Below are 18,622 nucleotides of genomic sequence, written 5' to 3'. Positions count from 1 at the left end.
CTCACTGCACCATCGGCACCTGGACGTTGTCCGGACCTGGGCCTGCCGGGGCGGTCGCCGCGCCCGACTCGATGATCGCACGGTCCACGAGCGCTTTCGCCTCCGTGCTGCTCGCATCAACCGAGAGTGCGGCGCCCGCGTTGTGCCAAACGCAGTGCCAGCGCGACTGGACCACGCAAGCGCGCGCAGCGTTCAACGACGCGTCGCGCGCTTGTTCGCGAGAGGCTAATTGATCTCGCAACGAGAGCGCGTAACCATTATGCGGATCGGCGGCCAATACCCCGGCAAGCGAAGCCCGCGCTCCGCTCAAATCGTTTTTTGCTAGCCGCGTCTGCACGCCGTCCAGGGTGCGTGTCATCGAGCCGCTCCCCGAGCGCGCCTCTTTTTCCTGCATCCGCGGTTGCGGCTGAGCCTCAGATGGTGACTGCACGCTGGTATGCAGGTACGTGGTATCGCCAGGTCGCACACGAGCATCGTTTGCATGCCCGCGTCCGCGCGTCCGCGCATGCGCTTTCCCCCGCGCACGGCCCCTGTCCGGAACGTCCGCGCCGTTCGGCTGCGTTTGCACGACGCCTTCGGTCACGGCGGGCTGCACCGGCGCGCTGGGTGCGGGCGTGGACTGGCTTTGCACCGTCGTCGCGGACGGCGGGCTTGGTGCGGGGGCGCTGGGCGCTTGGCTTTGCGCGGCCGGAGCAGCAGGCGCGACAGAGGCGACTGGAGGGGCAACCGACGCGACCGGCGGCGGCAAATTCGCGATCGACATGTCGGGCGGGACCGAGTCGTCGAGCTTTCCGCCGGGCGGCGCGGTACGCGCGTCGCCCGGCCCACCCGGCCCGATCGAACCTTCGACGGCCTTCGATGGATAGTCTCTAGACACGGGCGACACGGCCGGTTGGTCGTATCCGTACTTGTGCATCAGCACCACGCCGCCATAGAGCACCACGAAGGCGGCAAGAACCAACCCCATGCCGCCCTTGACGTTCCACTGGCGTGCACCGCGAAACGCGGGCGCGCGTCCCCGCCCGTGCACTCTGCCGTCGGCTGAAGCGAATAGCGGTGTCGGAGGCCCGGGCCACGGGGTATCAAGATCGCCCTCGAAATCGGCGGGATCGAACGCGCGCATGGACGGCTCGACGCGCGCGCCGCCTGCCGGAGGAGCGCTGTCATGCACAGCGGGCGATGGCGAAGCGGCGCCAGCCAAGGCAAAGCGCGCGTGTGCGCCGCAGTGGGGGCAGAAAGCAACCGGTTCCGAAATACGGCCGCCGCAACGCGCGCAGGCGACGGGAAACTTCGGACCGCGAGCGGTTTGATCACGCATGTCCGTGCTCCCAGCGCACGAACGAAGACGAAGCGCAGATGACGCCTCGCTTCGAATAGGCGCTCGTTGGTGGGAAGGGGAGCGCGACTAACCGCTCGATTCGATGAAGATACTTGACCATGAGACCGACCACTCGAATCGAACCAGTGACCCACTATGGTGGAGCGGCTTGCAAGCGTCAAGAATGCCGAGGCGTATTCGCCACGGCGAAATGCGCCACATCCCCGGCGATTTATGCCATTCGCGTACGACCCGATATATTTTGGCCGCCGTCGATTGCATCGAATGCGCGTTTCAACGAAGCGAAGTGCCGTGCAGCATGGCGCGATATTCGCTGGGCGTGACGCCCACCGTGGCTTTGAATTGGCGCGTAAACGCACTGTGATCGGTGTAACCGCACAGCGCGGCAACGTCGGTCACCTTGTCATTGGATGCAAGCAACGCGGTAGCGGCGTCCAGGCGCGTTTTGAGCAGCACCTGTCGCGGCGTCAAATGAAAGACTTTGTGAAAATATCTTTCCAATTGTGCGACCGACATTCCGGCCATTCGCGCAAGGTGCGTCAAATTGAGCGGCTGCACATAATTCTCTTGAATGTATTGCACGACTTCGGCGAGCTTCGTATAGGCGGGATGGGTTCGCTCGTTGGCCTTGAGATCGCGCGATGCGCCCGCGATACCGACGATCTGCCCCGCGCCGTTTCGCAGCGGCACCTTCGAAGTCAGGCACCATCCCGGCTGACGCCCCGGATAGAGATGCAACTCGAGTTGATCGATCATCTGCGCGCCGCCGTTTAGGATCGATTCGTCTTGCTCCAAGTAAGCCGCGCCGAAACGGGACGGGAAGACTTCCTCCGTCGTCTTGCCCACGATCCCGCGTTTGTCCTTGCAGCCGCACCGAGTCGCCAACGTGCGATTGACGAGCGCATAGCGTGCCGCGCGATCTTTCACGAAGAACACCAAATCGGGCAAAGCATCGAGCACCGGCTCGATCTGCGCGTAGTACGGCAACATGTCATCGAGCGTTTCAGCGGCAGGCATTTGCGGCAAGGGTAGGGTCGGGGGCATCGTCACAAGGCGCAGAAAACGGCGCGGTCGGCATGCACCCGCGCAAAGCGCCTCGATTATAGGCGAGCGGTGCGCAAGAGCCTCACTTATGGCTCTTGTGCGAGCGCTGCATCCATCAAAGCGCCGATAGGCGTGGGCGCGAACGGCGGCCGCGGCGTCGCGGCATTCCAACCGAAATACGTCTGCGCCGCGGCGCCGCAAATACGTCCCTGGCACGGACCCATGCCGCATCGCGTGTGCAGTTTCGCGTCACGCCAGTTTCCATGCGCCGCGACCTCGCCGTAGGTGACGTCCTCGCAACGGCAAAAAATCGTTTCGGCGGCAGGATGCGTGAGCGCCAGGTTCCCAAGCTCGAATGCGGTCGCTACGCGCTGCGCGAAACGCTTCCATTTGGCGCGCGTGCGCAGGAGCGGCAAGCCGATCGGACGGCCACTCGCGGCGAGACCCGCGATCTCCCCTTCCGCCCGCGCGAGTTCCATGCCACCGATGCCCGTGCATTCGCCCGCAGCCCAAATGCCGGGCATCGATGTGCGCTGCGCGTCGTCCACCTCGATCGCGCCATCGGAGAGACCGCATCCGAGCGCCTGTGCAAGCGACACGTTCGGCACTAGGCCATAGCCGCATGCGAGCCGATCGCACGCGAGCGTCGTCTCGCGTGCGCCGCGGCGGACGACGACGGCTTCGACGCGCTCGCTACCAAGCGCCTCCCGCACGACGCTGCCGGGGCAATAGCGGGCGGTTGCGAACCCCTGCGTCAATTGAATCGCCTGCAGTGCCTTGGCCGGTGTGGCGCCTAGCGAAACGCCGAAGCGCAGCAGCGAGCGCCACGGCGTCTGTTCGAGCACGGCGACGACGCGCGCCCCGGCCGCTCGCGCCGTCGCCAACGCGGCAATCAACAAGGGACCGCTGCCCGCAAGCACCACCCGCTCGCCTTGCACCGGCATACCGCCTTTGATGAGCGCTTGGAGCGCGCCTGCGCCGGTCACCCCCGGCAGCGTCCATCCGAGGAACGGCAACAACCGCTCACGCGCCCCCGTGGCGAGGATCAGTTGCCCAAAGGACAACACAACGCCACTCGCGCAGGCCGTCGAAACCACCATCTCGTGCTCGCCGGAAAACAACGACACCCGCGCGCCTGCGTAATGGGTGATGTTAGGGCTCCTAAGCAAATCCGTGAGCGTCTCGCGCATGGCGAGCGGCATGCCGGTATCGGGGCCCTGACGCCACACTTGCCCGCCCGCTCGAGGATTGTCGTCGACGAGCGCGATGCGCATGCCGCTCGACGCTGCGGCGCGCGCGGCTGCGAGACCGGCCGGTCCGGCGCCGATGATGACGAGATCGAATGCCGCTTTCATGACGACGCAGCCTCGGTTGAAATCGTCATCCCGTTCCCGCACACCGTTTGGCAAGCGAGAACATGGGCGCGCGCGTCGATCGTCATGCGACACTCCTGGCAGACGCCCATGGCACAGAAGGCAGCGCGCGGCTGCCCGCTCACCGACATGCGTGTGCCGAGGATGCCGTAGCGGCGGAAAACGGCAGCAGCCGCCGTCGTCTGCGCCGGCACTGTGAATGGGACACCATCGATCGTCACGACAACGAACGCATCATCGGCCACCACTGCTTGCCTCCATACGGAAACGGTCGACTCGGTACGGAGCGATATCGATGGCAGGGTCCGTGCCCGCGATTTGCGCCGCCAACAGTTTTGCCGTCGCAAGCGAAGTCGTGACGCCCAAGCCTTCGTGCCCGGCCGCGACCCAAACCCCGGGTGACGACTCGCCCGCCGGCCCGATGAGCGGCAACCCATCGGGCGTGGCGGCACGAAAGCCCGTCCATGCCCGCATTGCATTGAGCGACGGCAAAGCCGGCAAATAGCGCGCCGCGCGTTCGACCATCCGCGCTAGCACGGGCCACTCGACGGCTGCATCGAGCGTATCGAACTGACGCGACGAGCCGAGTAAAACCTGTCCGGTCGGGCGTGGCTGCGCATTGAACGCGACCGAGGCGCCCTGCGCCTGATGCGCGCTTTTGATGTAGCCGAGCTCGAGAACTTGATGACTGAGGTAGCCGCGGTAGCGGTCCGTTATCAACAGATGCCCCTTCTTGGGCTCGATCGGCAGCGTCGGCACGAGTGCCCGCGCGGTCAGGCCATTTGCGATGACGATCTGGCCGCCACCGATGCGATCGCCATTCGCGAGGCGAACCTCGCCCGGCGTCACCGCGGCGGCCGCGCACCCAAGGCGCACGCGAATATTTCGGTGTCCTGAAGAATGTTCGAGCAACCACTGCGCAGCGCGAGGCGCATACACGATAGCATCGTCGGGCACGAGCAAGCCGCCCGCGAGCGATGGCGCCAGCGACGGCTCGCACTCGCGCAGCGCAGCCGCATCGAGCACGTCGGCCTTCACGCACGCGCCGGTCAACACATGATGGAGCGTTTGCGCCGCTCGCCACTCTTCGTCATCGGCCGCCACCCAGAGGGTGCCGCATCGGGCGAACGCATCGGCCGCGCGCAACGATGGCGCAAGCGCTAGCCACAACTCGCGCGAATAGCTCGACAGGGCCAACTCCGCAGGCGAGTCGTTCATCACGACGATATGGCCCATGCCCGCCGCGGTAGCGCCGCCGCCGATACTCGAAGCTGCATCGAGCACCTCCACCGTCATGCCTTGCGCGGCCAACTCGGCTGCGCACGCGGCCCCGACGATGCCTGCGCCGATCACGACGGCATCGACCGTCATACGGGGTGCGTGCCGGGAATGCCGACGGCGAACGGATCGTCCGCTTCGAACAGCAGTCGACCCTCGGCCATGATGTGCGCGCGGCCGGTGATCGTCGGTTCGATCGCCTCGATCTGGGGCGGCAATCCGTCAACCGGGCCGAGCGTCGTATAGGTCGCCTCGAAGACGCTGCCGATGATGCTTTGCTGACGCCATCGAGCGCCCGGTGCGAGCTTGCCGTCGGCGGCCAGGCACGCGAGCTTGGCGCTCGTTCCGGTACCGCACGGCGAGCGGTCGTATGCATCGCCCGGGCACAGCACGAAGCTGCGGCTATCGATGCCGGCTTCTTGGCCGTGCGCGAACAACTCGATGTGATCGATGAGCGCGCCCTCGGCCCCCGTCACGCCTTGTCGAATCAACGCTTCGCGGATGTCATGCGTGAAGGCCGTGAGCGCGCCGATGTTCGAGGGTTCGAGTGTGCGTCCATGGTCGGCGACGAGAAAGAACCAATTGCCGCCCCAAGCGATATCGCCGATGAGCGTCCCCGCCCCCGGCACCTCGACGGCAACGTCGCGCCGGTACCGATAGGCGGGGACGTTGCGCACCGAAACGCTGCGGTCTTCATTCAGGGTCGCTTCGACGATGCCGACCGGCGTCTCGATGCGATGCGGTCCCGGCGAGAGCCGCCCCATGAACCCGAGCGACGCCACGAGGCCGATCGTGCCGTGTCCGCACATGCCCAGATAGCCGACATTGTTGAAGAAGATGACCCCCGCCGCACAACTCGCATCGAAGGGTTCGCACAGCAATGCGCCGACCATCACATCGGAACCGCGCGGCTCCGTGACGACGCTTGCGCGCCAATCGTCGTGGCGCGTGCGCAAGATCTCGAGCCGCTCGGAGAGCGGGCCGTTGCCCAAGTCGGGGCCGCCCGCGATCACGAGACGCGTCGGTTCGCCGCCTGTATGGGAATCGATGATATGGATGGTTTTCATGCGGCAATGGTAGAAACGCCAAGCCTGCGCGTCTTGGCGCGGCTGCGCGTTCGGCATGACGATTTCGGCATACTCTTCTAGCGCCTTCGCGCTGTGCCGAAATCGTCATCGCCAATGCGGGAACGACGCAAGACGCGATTCTTACCGCGCCCTACACTGCTCTCGCAATTTGCTCATCGACCGCATTTGGAGAACCGAAATGGCACCAGTCTGGCAAGGCGTCATGCCCGCCGTCACGACGAAGTTTCACGAAGATTTCAGCATAGACCGTGAGTGGACGAAGAAGAATATCGAAGCGCAGATCGACGCCGGCGTGGACGGCATCATCGTCTGCGGATCGCTCGGCGAAGCGTCCACGCTTTCGCTCGACGAAAAGCTCGAAGTGCTCGATATCGCGGTGGACGCTGCACGCGGCCGGGTGCCAGTGTTGCTGACGATTGCCGAAGACAGCACGCTTGATGGATGCCGTCAGGCCAAACGCGCCGCTGACCACGGCGCCGCCGGCTACATGGTGCTTCCCGGCCTGCGCTACTTGTCAGACCGGCGCGAAACGATCAATCACTTCCGCATGGTGGCCACGGCCAGTCCGCTACCGCTGATGATCTACAACAATCCGCTTGCCTACGGCGTCGATATGACGCCCGACATGTTCAAGGAAATCGCGGACGAACCGAAGATCGTGGCAATCAAGGAGTCCTGCGGCGACGTGCGCCGCGTGACCGACTTGTTCAATGCGGTCGGCGAGCGTTATGCGATTTTCTGCGGAGTCGACAACCTCGCGATGGAAGCGATGTTAATGGGCGCGCACGGTTGGGTTGCTGGGCTTGTCTGTGCGTTTCCGCACGAAACGGTGGCGATTTATCGGCTCGTGCAGGCGGGGCGTATCGAAGAAGCGCGGACCCTGTACCGCTGGTTCGCGCCGCTGCTCGCGCTCGACGTTTCGTCCAAGCTCGTGCAGAACATCAAGCTCGCGGAAGCGATCGTCGGCCTCGGCACTGAACCGGTACGCCCGCCCCGCTTGCCGCTCGTCGGAGAAGAACGCAAAGCAGTCGAGCAGTTGATTCGCAAGTCTATCGAATCGCGCCCCGCATTGCCCTCGCTTTAAGCCTCCCATCGAAGCGGCAATTTCTGCCGCTTCGATATGCCTACCCGGCGCTCATCCCCCATTCCGATCCCACATCGAATCGCCCCGTTCGGCGCCTGCCGAAACGGGGCAAACGGTTGCGCGCACAACTTTTTTCACGTCAATCCATCACACGAATACGTCGCCTATCGTCGGATAATTAGTATTTATTTCCATGTAACATCGCGCTTCTTTCAACCGACCCCTGAGGAAGAGACGTGACGTTCAGACGATTTAAAATCTTCTCCAAACTAGCCGCCAGTGCGCTCTTCGCGTGCGCAATGTCCTTACCTTTCGCGCAATCCGCGCACGCGCAGGTCGAAACGCCGAAAGCGCCGATTTACGGCGTGACCCTCGACGACCTGAGCAAGTTCAATAAAATCATCACCTCCCTGCAAAATCTTCCCTACCGGCCCACCGTTCGCGTGGTGTTCGATCCGGGCACGTCGGCAGCGGACTACTACCCCTACATCGTCAAGCTGCATCAGTACGCTTACGTGATGGGCGAAATCTATGACTCGTATTACTTCCCAACCAATCTGACGGCGTATACCGCGCGAACCAAGGAACTCGTTTCGACCTTGGGCGCAAACGTTGACGTGTGGGAAATTGCGAACGAAATCAACGGCGAATGGCTTCGCGCCGATTCGAAGGGCCCGACCTCCACCGCGACGACCGAAGAGCAGCAGATCGGTCAGATGGTTCAGTCGGCATACAACGTTGTGAAGGGTGCGGGCGGCAAAGTAGCCGTGACCCTGTACTACAACCAAGATCCGGCGGGTAACAACTGCTGGGAATTGCCGATGGACAACTGGCGCACGTGGCCGACGCAGTTCCTTTCGTCGACCGTGCGTAACGGCGCGGACTACGCGCTGTTCAGCTACTACCCGTATCAGGATTGCTCGGGCCTGACGCCGTCGTGGAAGAACGACTTCGCGGCGTTGGAGAGCCTGTTCCCGAACGCGAAGGTCGGTTTCGGCGAAATCGGTACCTCGGATACGGCGGCGCCTTGGTCGGTCCAATCGAACATGATCAAGACGTACTACCCGATGGTGAACACGATGAACGATCCGAAGTTCATCGGGGGCTTCTTCTGGTGGTATTACGCTGAGGAAATGCTGCCGTATTCGACCAGCAAGTACTTTCAATTGCTTCGCGACACCATCATCAACCTGAAAGCCCCCTCCTGATCCGTTGCCTTCAGGGAGCGGCCGCGCGCCGGCGAGCGGCGCGCGGCGCCAACGCTTTCGTCAGATCGTTCGACACGTAATGCGGCCCGTCGAACAGGTAGACGGAATAGCCGCGATACGCCGCGAGTTGCTGCCGCAATTCGTCGGCGGTCGCGGCGCGAAAGCCGCCTTGCTCATTGGGGCGAAACGCCTCCGCGATAACGCGAACGCGATCGCTGCCGAGCTTGGCCGATAAGGCATCGAGATATTCGCGCGTGACCGACGGCACACGCGCGTAAACGCCGCATCCGTCCTGAAAGAAAACGCCGATATCCGACGGCAGCCATGACGTCAACCAATCGGCGAGCGTCTTCCCTCCGACATTGGAGCGGTCGTACACGGAAATCCATAGGGGACGCGGCAAATCGCGCAGCAGCGACGCGAGCTTGCGGGCATCGGTCCAACTGGGATCGACTTCGACAGGGAAGTAATACCCCGTGACATGCAACGGCAGCGGCGCGTCCGCGATTCGCGCCGACAGCCTCGCCAAATGCTCGACATTCGCTCGGGCCCGATTCTCGTCCGCATAACCGGCCAGACCAAGCACCACATCCTTCGCCCAAGGCTCACGGCCGATACGAGCCCAATCCGGCATGTTCGCCGCCGTCGGCAAGCCGAGGTTCGGCACGAACGCCGTATCGTCGACGACGATCCATTGAATCAACAACTGACGCACGCCGAGCAGCTCCCAATCACCTGCCGGACGCGCCGTGGCATTGTCGATTTGCCACACGATACCTTGCACTCGGCTATCGCTTGCCATGTTCGCGCACGAAGCCGTAAGCGTGACACCGGCGCATAAGAGGCTGATCGCCGCCAAGCGGCACCTCGAGCGGGCGCGACCGCTGCGCCGCGATGAGCGCCAGCTTCGGCTTCGCGCGAAGCGCAACATGATGGCCTCCGCCTAGTACCACAGCGTCAATTGTGCAGCGAGCCCGCGAGCTCGGGCCGCCGATGTCAGGGGGATATGGTACTGCACCGTCAGGTCGGCGTAGCTCGCCGGCGCACTGTAGTGGTGCTCGCGGAACCAGAACCGGAACTGCACACCGGGCCCTACGCTGATTGCCGTGCGATCTTGCGCCTTGCTGTCGTGGTCGAAAATGAGCGCAACGTGGGGGTATACCGTCAGACGATCGCTGATGGCGGGCACCGCCCACGTGTGTCCGTATCGTAACTGGGAATACAAAATGTAACGGCCTTGGTGCAGAAAGTAATCGGCCTCCGCATACACTTGCCAGGCGCGCCAGCTCGGCTCCGTCACGCGCAAATCGTTGCCCGCTTCCGAGGAATACCCCATGCGCAAGAGCCAATCGTTTTGCGACAGGCTGCCCAATCTGACGAGGCGTTCGGCACTCAATACCAGGTTCTGATCGACGAGCGGTTTATAGCGCGCACCGACCGATCCTTGCAGCGTAGGCAGCCCCGTGACGTTGCCGGATCCGTCGTATGCCGTGCCATAGCCGCGCACGAAGAACTGCAAGATGCGGCCGTTTCGATAGCCGATCTTCGGCGGCTGCCAATACGCTTCGATGCCCGGTTGCAAGACGCTGACGGTGCCTTGATACGAGAACGCCGAGACTTGATACGGCAAGCTCAGAACGAAGCCCCAGGTCCGTTCGAGTTGCTGCACCTCGCGGCGATAACCGAAACGCCGTTGTGCGTCGAACGCGTGCTCGTGATCGTCCGCATCGAGGCTCGCCTCGAATAGCTTCACGGCATCGTCGTTCTCGCCGGAGCGTTTGGCTGCGTAGCCCGCGTCGGCATAGTTGCCGGCGTTGCCTCCGCCCAATGCGAAGCCCTTCTGAAATTCGACGAGCGCCTCGCTGTCCTTGTTTTCCCGCAGCAAGTCGTACGCGCGTTGCAGTGTCTTTTGCGCTTGCTCGTTGCGAGGATCGGGCTCGGGCTGCTCGGCGTACTCGATCAGCGCCGCGGCGCTTTTCTTGTCGTCGTCGGATACCGCGTTCGCCTGCGCAAGTTGCGCTGCCGCCAGCGCGCCTTTGCGGTCGCCGTTGCGCAAATGCAGTTGCGCAACACGCAGTTGCACGGCGACGTCGGGATCGTGTTCGATCGGCGCCAATGCCTGTGCCGCTTGCTCCGGCCGATGCGCCATCAGCGCGCTGTCGGCCCAGGCGAGTCGAAGGTTGCGTTGCTGCGCGTCGTCCCACTGTCCCTTGACGAGCGCAGCCGAGAAATCGTCGGCGGCCAAGTCGTACCGCTGTTGCTTTTGCTGCAGGAAGCCATGTTGTGCGAGGACGTTGCCATCGTTCGGATAGCGCTTCATCAACGCATCGGCTTGCACGTCGGCCGCGTCGATTTTGCCCTCGCGAATGTAGACATCGAGCATCAATAGGTTCAGTTGCAAACTCGACGGTTGCGCGCGTAGCGCCTTGGACGCGTAGTCTTCCGCCCGTGGCAAATCGCCGGCCGCGATCGCTTTGTAGGCGGAGTCGGCCAGACGATACGCGCGCGGCGTCAAAGGCTGCGCCCAAGAACAATTTGCGTGTAAGGCGAGCGCGGCAAAGGCCGCGAGCCCGCCCGTGCGAACGAATGCGCGCAGGCGCTTCGCTCGCTTGGATGCGGCGCGTTTCATTAGCATTCCCCCGGATGAGTCGACGACGCGGCGCGACGTGCGGCGTCGCCGCCGCGATCGCCTTCCGAGAAACGCGCACGGCGCGCGAGCTCGGATGCGATCTCAGCGTCGCTCGCCACGAAGTACGCGACGTTGCAGCCCGCGGCTCGTTTGACGGTCTCTCGCTCGTCTTCCGTGAGGGGACTGCCGACAGCGACGTTCAGGGTGCCGTCGTCCGCCGTCGAAAATGGTATGGCTCGATAAGTCTGCTGCAGCTCCGTCGCAAGCGTCGCCTTGAACCGTCCCGCGACGACATTGGCTAAGCTCACGCGCGGCAACTCAGCTTGCTCGGCTAGCGCATCGGCAAGCGACTCGGGACTCACCGCATCGCTTTCGAGCAGTAGCTCACCGAGCCGCTTGCCGCACGTCGCTTGGCGCTCAAGACAAGCATCGACCAGAGCTGGCGTGATGACACCCCACTCGACGAGAATCTCGCCGAGCTTGCGGCGCTCTTTACCCAACTGATCGTTCGAGAGATACGTGTGGCTCGTCTTGTCCCACGCGATCGGCTTGCCTGTAATGAGGTGATGGATGAAGATCCGCCAGGCTCGACAGACGGCCAGGAAGTTGATGAGGTTGTTGACGAACAATCTGGGCAGCGACAGCACGCCTTGCAGCATGCCGTTCAGCTTCGCCACGAAGTAAAAGCGTTCGGTGAGCCGCAAAGCGAGCAAGGCGCTGTTCAGCCCCAACAGCGGCGCCAGCGAAGCGCCTACCAGCGCTCGATGCGCGGCGCTCGGCGGAGCGATGCCGGTCGCTCGCATGAGCGCCACCGATAGGTAGTTGATCAAGACCGCATAGGCAACGATGGAAATCAGGGAGGTCACCATCCCTTTTCTGTCGCGAAAGAACATGTAGCGGTCGCGCCAGTTCCCCCTCCACCCAAGCTGCTGCCACCCTTGAAACGAAATGCCTAGGATCCAGCGCGTGCGTTGCCGGTATGCCGTGCGCAGCGTGCTCGGAAAGTACTCGCGCGTCGCAAGCAGGTTGCGCGCCGTCGCGAAGCGCTGGCGATGTCGGCGCACTTGCTCGAGGACGACTTCGGCGATCGGAAAGCGAGCGAAGGTCTCTTTCATCCCGAGTTCGCGCAACCGGAAGCTGAAGTCGTAATCCTCGGTCAGCGTCGTCGTATTGAAGGGCTTGCCGTCGCGCTCGACCGAAGCTGCCTCGATCGCGCGCCGGCTATAACACGACGCAACGCCCGCACCCGGCACGATGCCGGTGAGCAACTGTCGCGATGGCATGTCCTTTTGATGCGTTTCGCTGAAGTCGTCCATATACGTGCCGGCCACGAACTCGTTCCATTTCCGCGGTAGAGACAGCACAGGCAACTGCACTAAATCGTAATCGCCGATCGCGTAGTTGAAGTACTTGAGTTCGATGGGGTGAATGACGTCCTCGCAATCGTGCATGATCACGCCGGCGAATTCGATATGGTGGGCCTTCTCATAGCGGCGAATGGCGGCGACGATCCAATTGAGGCAATCGGCCTTGCACGTAGGCCCGTCATTGAGGACAGCCGCGCGTACGACTCGCCCAGGGTGACGCCGCACCATCCGGTCTACCTCGGCCGTGGTCTCTGCGTCGTTTTGATAGGTGCCGGCAAAGATGATGTAACGCTCGTACTCCATCGTCGCGAGCGTGTTCTCGATCATCTTGGCTATGACGTCGTACTCCTTCCATGCCGGGACCATGATCGCTAGGTAACGCTCGTCCAGCGCGCGCAACGCGTTGGCATCGACGCTCGTGTTCGGTTCACGGCGCAGCCAGCGTTTGATTTCGAACAACCAGTAATAGCCGTCTAGGAATAGATCGTCGATCGTGCTGACGAATATGATGATCGCCGTAGCCATGGCAACGGCATTCAGTCCGTCCAGATACCAACCCCACATCGATATTGCGTGCATTTCCACCAGCCGCTTTTAACATTCGCGCATTTATCGTATGGCGAATACCATTGATTGACTGTTCGTCGTCACACACAGAAAATTCGGTCGATGACGAATCGAGCAGGCGAATAAAACCGGCCGGATCGATCAGCGAATCGAAAGCGCCGGCTTAGACGAGCGTCAATGAAATGGCGGCAAAAATTTACCGCATGGGAAATAAGCGGAGGCTCCGCGAGGCAGTGCGAATCGCAGGCTGCCTCGCGTCCGCCGATCAAGCCGAGCGCAAGGCTTGCAAGCCCGATGCGATCGCGTTGTGCAACAGCACCGGCTGCGGTGCAACGTGAGCCGTCGCCGCAATTTCCGCGGGAATCGTCATCATCGCATCGACGATCCTCTCGCTTGCGTGTCCGTCGCCGTATGGATTGTTGGCATGCGCCATGGCCACGTACTGACTGTGGTCCTCGAGCAGTGCGCTTACCTCCGATACGATGCGCTCGGTCTGCGTGCCGACGAGCCGAGCCGTCCCCGCACGAACAGCCTCGGGACGCTCCGTCGTTTCGCGCGTGACGAGCACCGGCTTTCCCAGCGCCGGCGCCTCTTCCTGAATGCCACCTGAATCGGTAATGATCAAATACGCCTTGGACATCAGGTAGACAAATGGCAAATAGTCCTGTGGATCGATCAGATGCACGTTTGGCACTTCGCTCAGAACGGCGTTGACAGGCGTTCGCACATTCGGATTCAAATGAACCGGATAAACCAGTTGCACGTCGTCGTACTTGAGCGCGATTTGCCGCAGGGCTTCGCAAAAGTGTTTGAACGGTTCGCCGAAACTTTCGCGCCGGTGGCCGGTGACGAGAATCAGGCGGCGCGAAGAATCGAGAAACCCATAGTGCGCTGCGATCGAATCGTTCAACCGCGCGTCGACTTCGAGCTTGCGTTTGACGTGAAGCAACGCGTCGATCACGGTGTTGCCGGTCAGCACGACGTGCGCGGCGGGCGCGCCTTCGCTGAAGAGGTTGTGCTTGGCCTGCTCCGTGGGTGCGAAGAGCCAGGAAGAAACGGCATCGGTGACGCGCCGGTTCAACTCTTCAGGCCACGGCGACCAAACATTGCCGGTGCGTAGCCCCGCTTCCACGTGCCCGACCGGAATGTAGCGATAAAACGCCGCGAGGCTCGCTGCCAGCGTCGTAGTCGTATCGCCGTGAACGAGCACGGCGTCCGGTTGCCACTTGTCGTACACCGTGCCGATCGATTGCAAGATGCCGGAGGTCAAATCGCCGAGTGTTTGGCCCTCTCGCATCAAGTCGAGATCGAAATCGGGAACGATCTCGAATAAATCCAATACTTGATCGAGCATTTGGCGGTGTTGTGCGGTTACGCACACTTTCGCGTCGATGCTTTCTTCATCGGCGAGCGCTTTCACCAACGGCGCCATCTTGATTGCCTCAGGCCGTGTACCGAATACCGTTAAGACCTTCTTCATTTTTTCCCCCGCTGACTGGGCCGACGCCCGCAATATGAGAACGTGTGGGTGCAGCGCGCGCACCCTTCACGCGCCTCGTAAGACGAAACCTTTCAAAATGCAAGGTTAAGTTACGATATCGGCCATTACTGCGTCTGTGGCCCTTCGCTCACAGCATTCGCACGGGTGCAGCGACCAAGCGCTGCACCGAGTTCGTCGAACGACGCGACTGCGATCGGCCCCCTCGTTCGTGCGCATCGCCGCTAGCGTCGATGCGCACGATGCACTTGTGCCATACGCTTTCATCACTTGGCGGTGGTGCCGTCGACCCATTTGTAGCCGAGCTTCGAAACACCCGAAACGAGACTCTTGAAGTCAGACATCGCCGGCACGCCCAAACCGGGCTCGAGCCAATATGGATGGAAGAAGAACGAAGCGAAACCATCTCGAACGACGAGTGCGTATTGCGCGTTCGTCAGCACTTGCTGCCACGTGTACGCCACGCACGAGAAGGGATCGATGTTGCAAATGTTGTACTGGATACTGCCAAGGTTCTCGGGAACGATACGCTCCCCGTAGTAGTCCCGATTGATGATGTAGGGAAAGAATTGCCCGGCGGAGAAGTCCTGATTGGCCGCGCCCGTGCCGATCTGCGGATCGGTAGCGGTGTAATAAACGGCTCGCTGGAACGAGGTGCCGAATTGAGCCGCTGCGGCCTGAGACGCAAGCGGCGACATTTGATACTGCGGCGCGCCCCAACCTGCCACCTTGTAGCCGTTGTTCGTGAACTCGGCCAAGCCATCTTGCATCCTTCCTTGAGCCCATTGCTCGGAGTCCTCGTCGACAGGCCGGTTCTGCACCATGAACCAGAACTCGTAGTCGTTTCCCGATACGGCGTTCTGCACGTTAGGCGTCGAATCGTATTGATGGGTGTAGCCGTGCATCACGATCTTGCCGCCGCGCGGCAGCGCGTAGTTGAGTGCAGCCTTCAGCCCTGTCGCTTGCGCGAGGTGGATCGTTTCCGGCACACCGCCGTTGTAGTAGCCGTTGGGGTCCGTATACAGGGGGATCGTGGCCATCGTGAACGGGATCTTCAAGCTGTAGAGGTAATCCGATAGTTTCTTCATCGAGGCAGTCGTCGTGTAGGCATCGAGATCCTCCAACCGCACGAGTGCCCGATGGTTGACTGGCGCACCCGTATTGAGAATGTCGTGCAGCATGTCGCAGATCACGAGATAGCGGTCGGTCGGGCCGATATACGTAAACGGCATGTCGGCGAAGTACCAAAAGTTGCCCGAACGCATCACGTACGGCGCGGTGGCCTTCGTTTGGCTGTTCGTGATCGTGACGAGCGACTGCGCCTTCGTCGCATCGGCCACTTGGGTGAGACCGATGTCGGGATCGGCGTTGACGACGCCCGTGGAGGCGTTGTACGCGTAGTACTTCACCATCGACATGTTCTTGTACGTGACCGTATCGTAGAACCCTGGATTCGGATTGCTCGAGGAAGGCTGCGCATTGAGACCCGCCAAGCCCAAGAAATTGATGCCGTAGGTTTGCGTAAACGTATAGGCGGTGTTCCACGCGATTTGCCAGAGGTTGTACTTGAACCAGACCACGGTCTTGGTCGCCGTCATCACGTCGCTCATGAATGCGGCCGGCAACGGGTTGTTGTAGTAATCGCCGATGTAGAACGTGGCGGTGTTGGCGCCGATCTGCCCCGCCGTGTAGTTCTGCACGGGCTCGATCGTAACGGTGGTATTGAAGTGTCCCAGCAAGTTGCGCAGCATGATCGCGTAGATGAGGCCGAGCTTCGAGTACGGATCGTTGGCCGGGTTGTCGTAAAGGATCAACGTGCTCGCGGTCGTGGCTTGCGCACGCGCGGTGCTCGGCAGCATCAGCTGCGCGAACCCGGCCAATAGCGCGAGGATGAGAATGAGTTTTTTCATGTCGGTCTCCCTGGTCGCTAGTCGCGCTCGACGGTGTCGCCGATGCGCTTGACGGTACGACGTTCGAACTTGGGACGACCGGTTTCCTTGTATGCGTCGTGCCAATCCTTCTCCGACATGCCGGGTCGAAGCTGGACATGCGCCGAGCCGAGCGGCAGCGGCGGCACTTTGAAGCTCTTCGTTGGATCGGGGGTTTTCACTCGGTTCGCGTTCGCGCTTTGCGCATTCGCGTTGCTCAGCGCTAAACCACTCGACAAAACGATCGTCAAAAGCGCCGCCGCGACCGATGAGAAAAACCGGGCGCGTGCGGACATATCTCGGACAGGCATAGCGGGCTCCTTCTCTGCACCCGTTCGCGTTCTGTGCGGCAACGGGTTTTGGACGTGCAGCGCCGCGTCGGGATGCTCGGATGAACATCTCGATAGAGGCGTCTCAGGTTTGAAAAGCACGGGGCGGACAGGTCGAAGGGGGTTCGAGCGCCGTACGTTGCCCTGCATTATCAGCATGCACGCTCGGGCGCACTCGCGCGCTATCAATTCGCCTGAATATGTCTGAATCCGCACACTGATTTTGCCGGTGCAGTGATAGAGCAGTTGATATGTTGATAATTTCTTAATGGGAATAGCGGGTAGAACGCCGCTATTCAAATGCCACATACTCACCGTCGGCCCACTACCCCGCTTCGCAGTGCCCGAATTCGACAATTCATCAGACAGCGAAACATCTCTACGGCCGCGTTGCTAGCATCGACGGCATGAACGCTCGTCACCCCGCCCCGATCCTCGGCCCCACTGGCGCGCGCGTGCTCGCGACGGTCAGCGTGGCATTCGTCGTCACCCAGCTCGACGTGACGATCGTCAACATTGCATTGCCGAGCATCGGCTTGCAACTGCACGCGCCGGTCTCGACGCTGCAGTGGATCGTCGATGCTTACACCCTTGCTTTTGCCGTGCTCATGCTCTCGGCCGGCGTGCTGGGCGATCGGTTCGGCGCCCGTCGCATGTTCGCCTCGGGCCTGTTGCTGTTCGCGATATCGTCGCTCGCCTGCGGCCTTGCGCCCAATGCCGCGTCGCTCGTCGCGGCGCGAGCGGCGCAGGGCGTGAGCGCGGCGGCGATGCTGCCTAATTCGCTCGCGCTGCTCAATCGCGCCTGTAGTCACGATCCCCACCTTCGAGCAAGGGCGGTCGGTCTATGGACCGCGTCGGGCTCGATCTCGATCGCGGCCGGCCCCGTGCTCGGCGGCATGCTCATCGCCGCCTGGGGCTGGCGTGGCATTTTTCTCGTCAACGTTCCGCTCTGCCTCGCCGGGCTGGCGGCTGCTTTCACCTGGATACCGCGCGAGGAGAACAGGAGCCGGAGCGCGCAACACGGGCATCGACCAACCGGCATCGATCTGCCGGGACAATGCATCGCCATCGTCGCGCTCACCGCGTTCACCGGCGCGGTCATCGAAATGCGGCCGCTCGGCGCCAGCCATCCGCTCGTCGTCGTCGCGCTGGCCGTGTCGGTGCTGGCGGCCCTCGCGTTCGTCATAGTCGAAGCCAAAAGCCGCGCGCCGATGGTGCCGCTGCCATTGTTGCGCGATGCAACCTTCAGCGCCGCCGTGCTCTTCGGCATCTGCGTAAATATGGCGTACTACGGCGCCATCTTCGTCATCAGCCTGTATCTGCAACGCGTGCACGGCGACACGCCGTTGCAAGCCGGTCTCGCGTTCTTGCCGCTAACGGGGGGATTTCTCGTATCGAACGTCGCGAGCGGCTGGGTGGTCGCCCGCTGGGGTCCGCGCCGGCCGATGATCATCGGCGCCGCCGTGGGCGCGCTCGGTTACGCGCTGCTGCACCTGACACAGGCCGATACGCCCGTCGTTGCACTGCTTGCGCCGTTTCTACTCATTCCTGCCGGGATGGGGCTGGCCGTGCCCGCGATGACGACCGCGGTGCTCGCGTCGGTCGATCGCAGCCGCGCCGGGACCGCGTCCGCGTTGCTGAACACGGCGCGCCAGGCGGGGGGCGCCGTGGGCGTCGCCGCGTTCGGCGCGCTTGCCAACGCGGGCGCCGCCTCGTCGGTCGTCGCAGGATTGCAGATCTCGGCGGCAATCGCCACGGCCCTCTTGTTGACAGGAATAGCGCTGGCTACGCGCGTCCATCCGTCGTCTCATGCCCGGCCGAGTGCCGAGACCGAAGCCGAAACCGCAGCGCGTTGAAAGCGGCTCAGGGCTTCCCCCCAATTGCGGGTTG

At 62.4% G+C, this 18,622-nt stretch carries 15 protein-coding genes; 3 read left to right on the top strand and 12 right to left on the bottom strand.

Going from position 1 to position 18,622, the window contains the following annotated elements; all coding sequences use genetic code 11:
- Nucleotide 1 precedes the first annotated feature (1 nt).
- The 6 genes from MMB74_RS16165 to MMB74_RS16140 all read right to left on the bottom strand — a co-directional run bounded on the left by MMB74_RS16165 (nucleotide 2) and on the right by MMB74_RS16140 (nucleotide 6,101).
- A complete protein-coding gene (locus MMB74_RS16165; RefSeq protein WP_277429663.1) occupies nucleotides 2-1,318 on the bottom strand; it encodes a hypothetical protein in 1,317 nt (438 codons plus the stop codon).
- Between the two features lie 294 nt (nucleotides 1,319-1,612).
- Complete coding sequence (locus MMB74_RS16160; RefSeq protein WP_277429662.1) at nucleotides 1,613-2,356, bottom strand: AraC family transcriptional regulator; 744 nt, start codon at nucleotides 2,354-2,356, stop codon at nucleotides 1,613-1,615.
- A 113-nt stretch (nucleotides 2,357-2,469) separates the two neighbouring features.
- Nucleotides 2,470-3,738, bottom strand: coding sequence for an FAD/NAD(P)-binding oxidoreductase (locus MMB74_RS16155; RefSeq protein WP_277429661.1), 1,269 nt, complete (start codon nucleotides 3,736-3,738; stop codon nucleotides 2,470-2,472).
- Complete coding sequence (locus MMB74_RS16150) at nucleotides 3,735-4,001, bottom strand: 2Fe-2S iron-sulfur cluster-binding protein (RefSeq protein WP_277429763.1); 267 nt, start codon at nucleotides 3,999-4,001, stop codon at nucleotides 3,735-3,737. The genes MMB74_RS16155 and MMB74_RS16150 overlap by 4 nt, the downstream gene beginning before the upstream one ends.
- Complete coding sequence (locus MMB74_RS16145; protein WP_277429660.1) at nucleotides 3,991-5,127, bottom strand: FAD-binding oxidoreductase; 1,137 nt, start codon at nucleotides 5,125-5,127, stop codon at nucleotides 3,991-3,993. Before MMB74_RS16145 ends, MMB74_RS16150 begins: the two co-directional genes overlap by 11 nt.
- On the bottom strand, nucleotides 5,124-6,101 hold the full coding sequence (locus MMB74_RS16140; RefSeq protein ID WP_277429659.1) for a 4-hydroxyproline epimerase: 978 nt from the start codon (nucleotides 6,099-6,101) through the stop codon (nucleotides 5,124-5,126). Before MMB74_RS16140 ends, MMB74_RS16145 begins: the two co-directional genes overlap by 4 nt.
- A 199-nt stretch (nucleotides 6,102-6,300) precedes the next feature.
- Here MMB74_RS16140 and MMB74_RS16135 point away from each other — a divergent pair, with 199 nt between their 5' ends.
- Together MMB74_RS16135 and MMB74_RS16130 are read left to right on the top strand one after the other, a co-directional pair.
- The gene (locus tag MMB74_RS16135) at nucleotides 6,301-7,206 is read left to right on the top strand and encodes a dihydrodipicolinate synthase family protein (RefSeq protein ID WP_277429658.1); all 906 of its coding nucleotides are present in this window, start codon (nucleotides 6,301-6,303) and stop codon (nucleotides 7,204-7,206) included.
- Between the two features lie 299 nt (nucleotides 7,207-7,505).
- Complete coding sequence (locus MMB74_RS16130; RefSeq protein ID WP_277429657.1) at nucleotides 7,506-8,414, top strand: hypothetical protein; 909 nt, start codon at nucleotides 7,506-7,508, stop codon at nucleotides 8,412-8,414.
- A gap of 10 nt (nucleotides 8,415-8,424) precedes the next feature.
- Here the strand turns inward: MMB74_RS16130 and MMB74_RS16125 are convergent, their stop codons facing one another.
- The 6 genes from MMB74_RS16125 to MMB74_RS16100 all read right to left on the bottom strand — a co-directional run bounded on the left by MMB74_RS16125 (nucleotide 8,425) and on the right by MMB74_RS16100 (nucleotide 17,041).
- Nucleotides 8,425-9,216 (bottom strand): hypothetical protein, encoded by a 792-nt coding sequence (locus MMB74_RS16125; protein WP_277429656.1) that lies wholly within the window; start codon nucleotides 9,214-9,216, stop codon nucleotides 8,425-8,427.
- A 141-nt stretch (nucleotides 9,217-9,357) separates the two neighbouring features.
- Nucleotides 9,358-11,043 (bottom strand): bacteriophage N4 adsorption protein A, encoded by a 1,686-nt coding sequence (locus MMB74_RS16120; protein WP_277429655.1) that lies wholly within the window; start codon nucleotides 11,041-11,043, stop codon nucleotides 9,358-9,360.
- Nucleotides 11,043-12,989: a glycosyl transferase family protein gene (locus MMB74_RS16115; RefSeq protein ID WP_277429654.1), complete on the bottom strand. Its 1,947-nt coding sequence runs from the start codon at nucleotides 12,987-12,989 to the stop codon at nucleotides 11,043-11,045. Before MMB74_RS16115 ends, MMB74_RS16120 begins: the two co-directional genes overlap by 1 nt.
- A gap of 253 nt (nucleotides 12,990-13,242) precedes the next feature.
- A complete protein-coding gene (gene wecB / locus MMB74_RS16110; RefSeq protein ID WP_346780681.1) occupies nucleotides 13,243-14,457 on the bottom strand; it encodes a UDP-N-acetylglucosamine 2-epimerase (non-hydrolyzing) in 1,215 nt (404 codons plus the stop codon).
- A gap of 284 nt (nucleotides 14,458-14,741) precedes the next feature.
- Nucleotides 14,742-16,385: a DUF2334 domain-containing protein gene (locus tag MMB74_RS16105; protein ID WP_277429653.1), complete on the bottom strand. Its 1,644-nt coding sequence runs from the start codon at nucleotides 16,383-16,385 to the stop codon at nucleotides 14,742-14,744.
- A 17-nt stretch (nucleotides 16,386-16,402) separates the two neighbouring features.
- Nucleotides 16,403-17,041 carry a hypothetical protein gene (locus MMB74_RS16100; protein WP_277429652.1) on the bottom strand — a complete coding sequence of 213 codons (639 nt, stop codon included), beginning with the start codon at nucleotides 17,039-17,041 and terminating at the stop codon, nucleotides 16,403-16,405.
- A gap of 98 nt (nucleotides 17,042-17,139) precedes the next feature.
- Between MMB74_RS16100 and MMB74_RS16095 the strand changes: the two genes are divergently transcribed.
- Nucleotides 17,140-18,588, top strand: a complete 1,449-nt coding sequence (locus tag MMB74_RS16095) for an MFS transporter (RefSeq protein WP_277429651.1) — start codon at nucleotides 17,140-17,142, stop codon at nucleotides 18,586-18,588.
- The last annotated feature ends 34 nt before the right edge of the window (nucleotides 18,589-18,622 follow it).

The organism is Trinickia sp. Y13 (assembly GCF_029522115.1).
GTDB lineage: Bacteria > Pseudomonadota > Gammaproteobacteria > Burkholderiales > Burkholderiaceae > Trinickia.
The sequence above is the reverse complement of the archived record's forward strand: the minus strand, read 5'-3'. Positions and strand labels throughout refer to the sequence as shown.

Excerpts from the sequence above, each read along its gene's own strand:
- MMB74_RS16140 (WP_277429659.1), bottom strand. The coding sequence starts at position 6,101 with ATGAAAACCATCCATATCATCGATTCCCATACAGGCGGCGAACCGACG.
- MMB74_RS16120 (WP_277429655.1), bottom strand. The coding sequence starts at position 11,043 with ATGAAACGCGCCGCATCCAAGCGAGCGAAGCGCCTGCGCGCATTCGTT.
- MMB74_RS16145 (WP_277429660.1), bottom strand. The coding sequence starts at position 5,127 with ATGACGGTCGATGCCGTCGTGATCGGCGCAGGCATCGTCGGGGCCGCG.
- MMB74_RS16115 (WP_277429654.1), bottom strand. The coding sequence starts at position 12,989 with ATGCACGCAATATCGATGTGGGGTTGGTATCTGGACGGACTGAATGCC.
- MMB74_RS16155 (WP_277429661.1), bottom strand. The coding sequence starts at position 3,738 with ATGAAAGCGGCATTCGATCTCGTCATCATCGGCGCCGGACCGGCCGGT.
- MMB74_RS16100 (WP_277429652.1), bottom strand. The coding sequence starts at position 17,041 with ATGTGGCATTTGAATAGCGGCGTTCTACCCGCTATTCCCATTAAGAAA.
- MMB74_RS16095 (WP_277429651.1), top strand. The coding sequence starts at position 17,140 with ATGAACGCTCGTCACCCCGCCCCGATCCTCGGCCCCACTGGCGCGCGC.
- MMB74_RS16135 (WP_277429658.1), top strand. The coding sequence starts at position 6,301 with ATGGCACCAGTCTGGCAAGGCGTCATGCCCGCCGTCACGACGAAGTTT.
- MMB74_RS16165 (WP_277429663.1), bottom strand. The coding sequence starts at position 1,318 with ATGCGTGATCAAACCGCTCGCGGTCCGAAGTTTCCCGTCGCCTGCGCG.
- MMB74_RS16130 (WP_277429657.1), top strand. The coding sequence starts at position 7,506 with ATGTCCTTACCTTTCGCGCAATCCGCGCACGCGCAGGTCGAAACGCCG.
- MMB74_RS16160 (WP_277429662.1), bottom strand. The coding sequence starts at position 2,356 with ATGCCTGCCGCTGAAACGCTCGATGACATGTTGCCGTACTACGCGCAG.
- MMB74_RS16125 (WP_277429656.1), bottom strand. The coding sequence starts at position 9,216 with ATGGCAAGCGATAGCCGAGTGCAAGGTATCGTGTGGCAAATCGACAAT.
- wecB (WP_346780681.1), bottom strand. The coding sequence starts at position 14,457 with ATGAAGAAGGTCTTAACGGTATTCGGTACACGGCCTGAGGCAATCAAG.
- MMB74_RS16105 (WP_277429653.1), bottom strand. The coding sequence starts at position 16,385 with ATGAAAAAACTCATTCTCATCCTCGCGCTATTGGCCGGGTTCGCGCAG.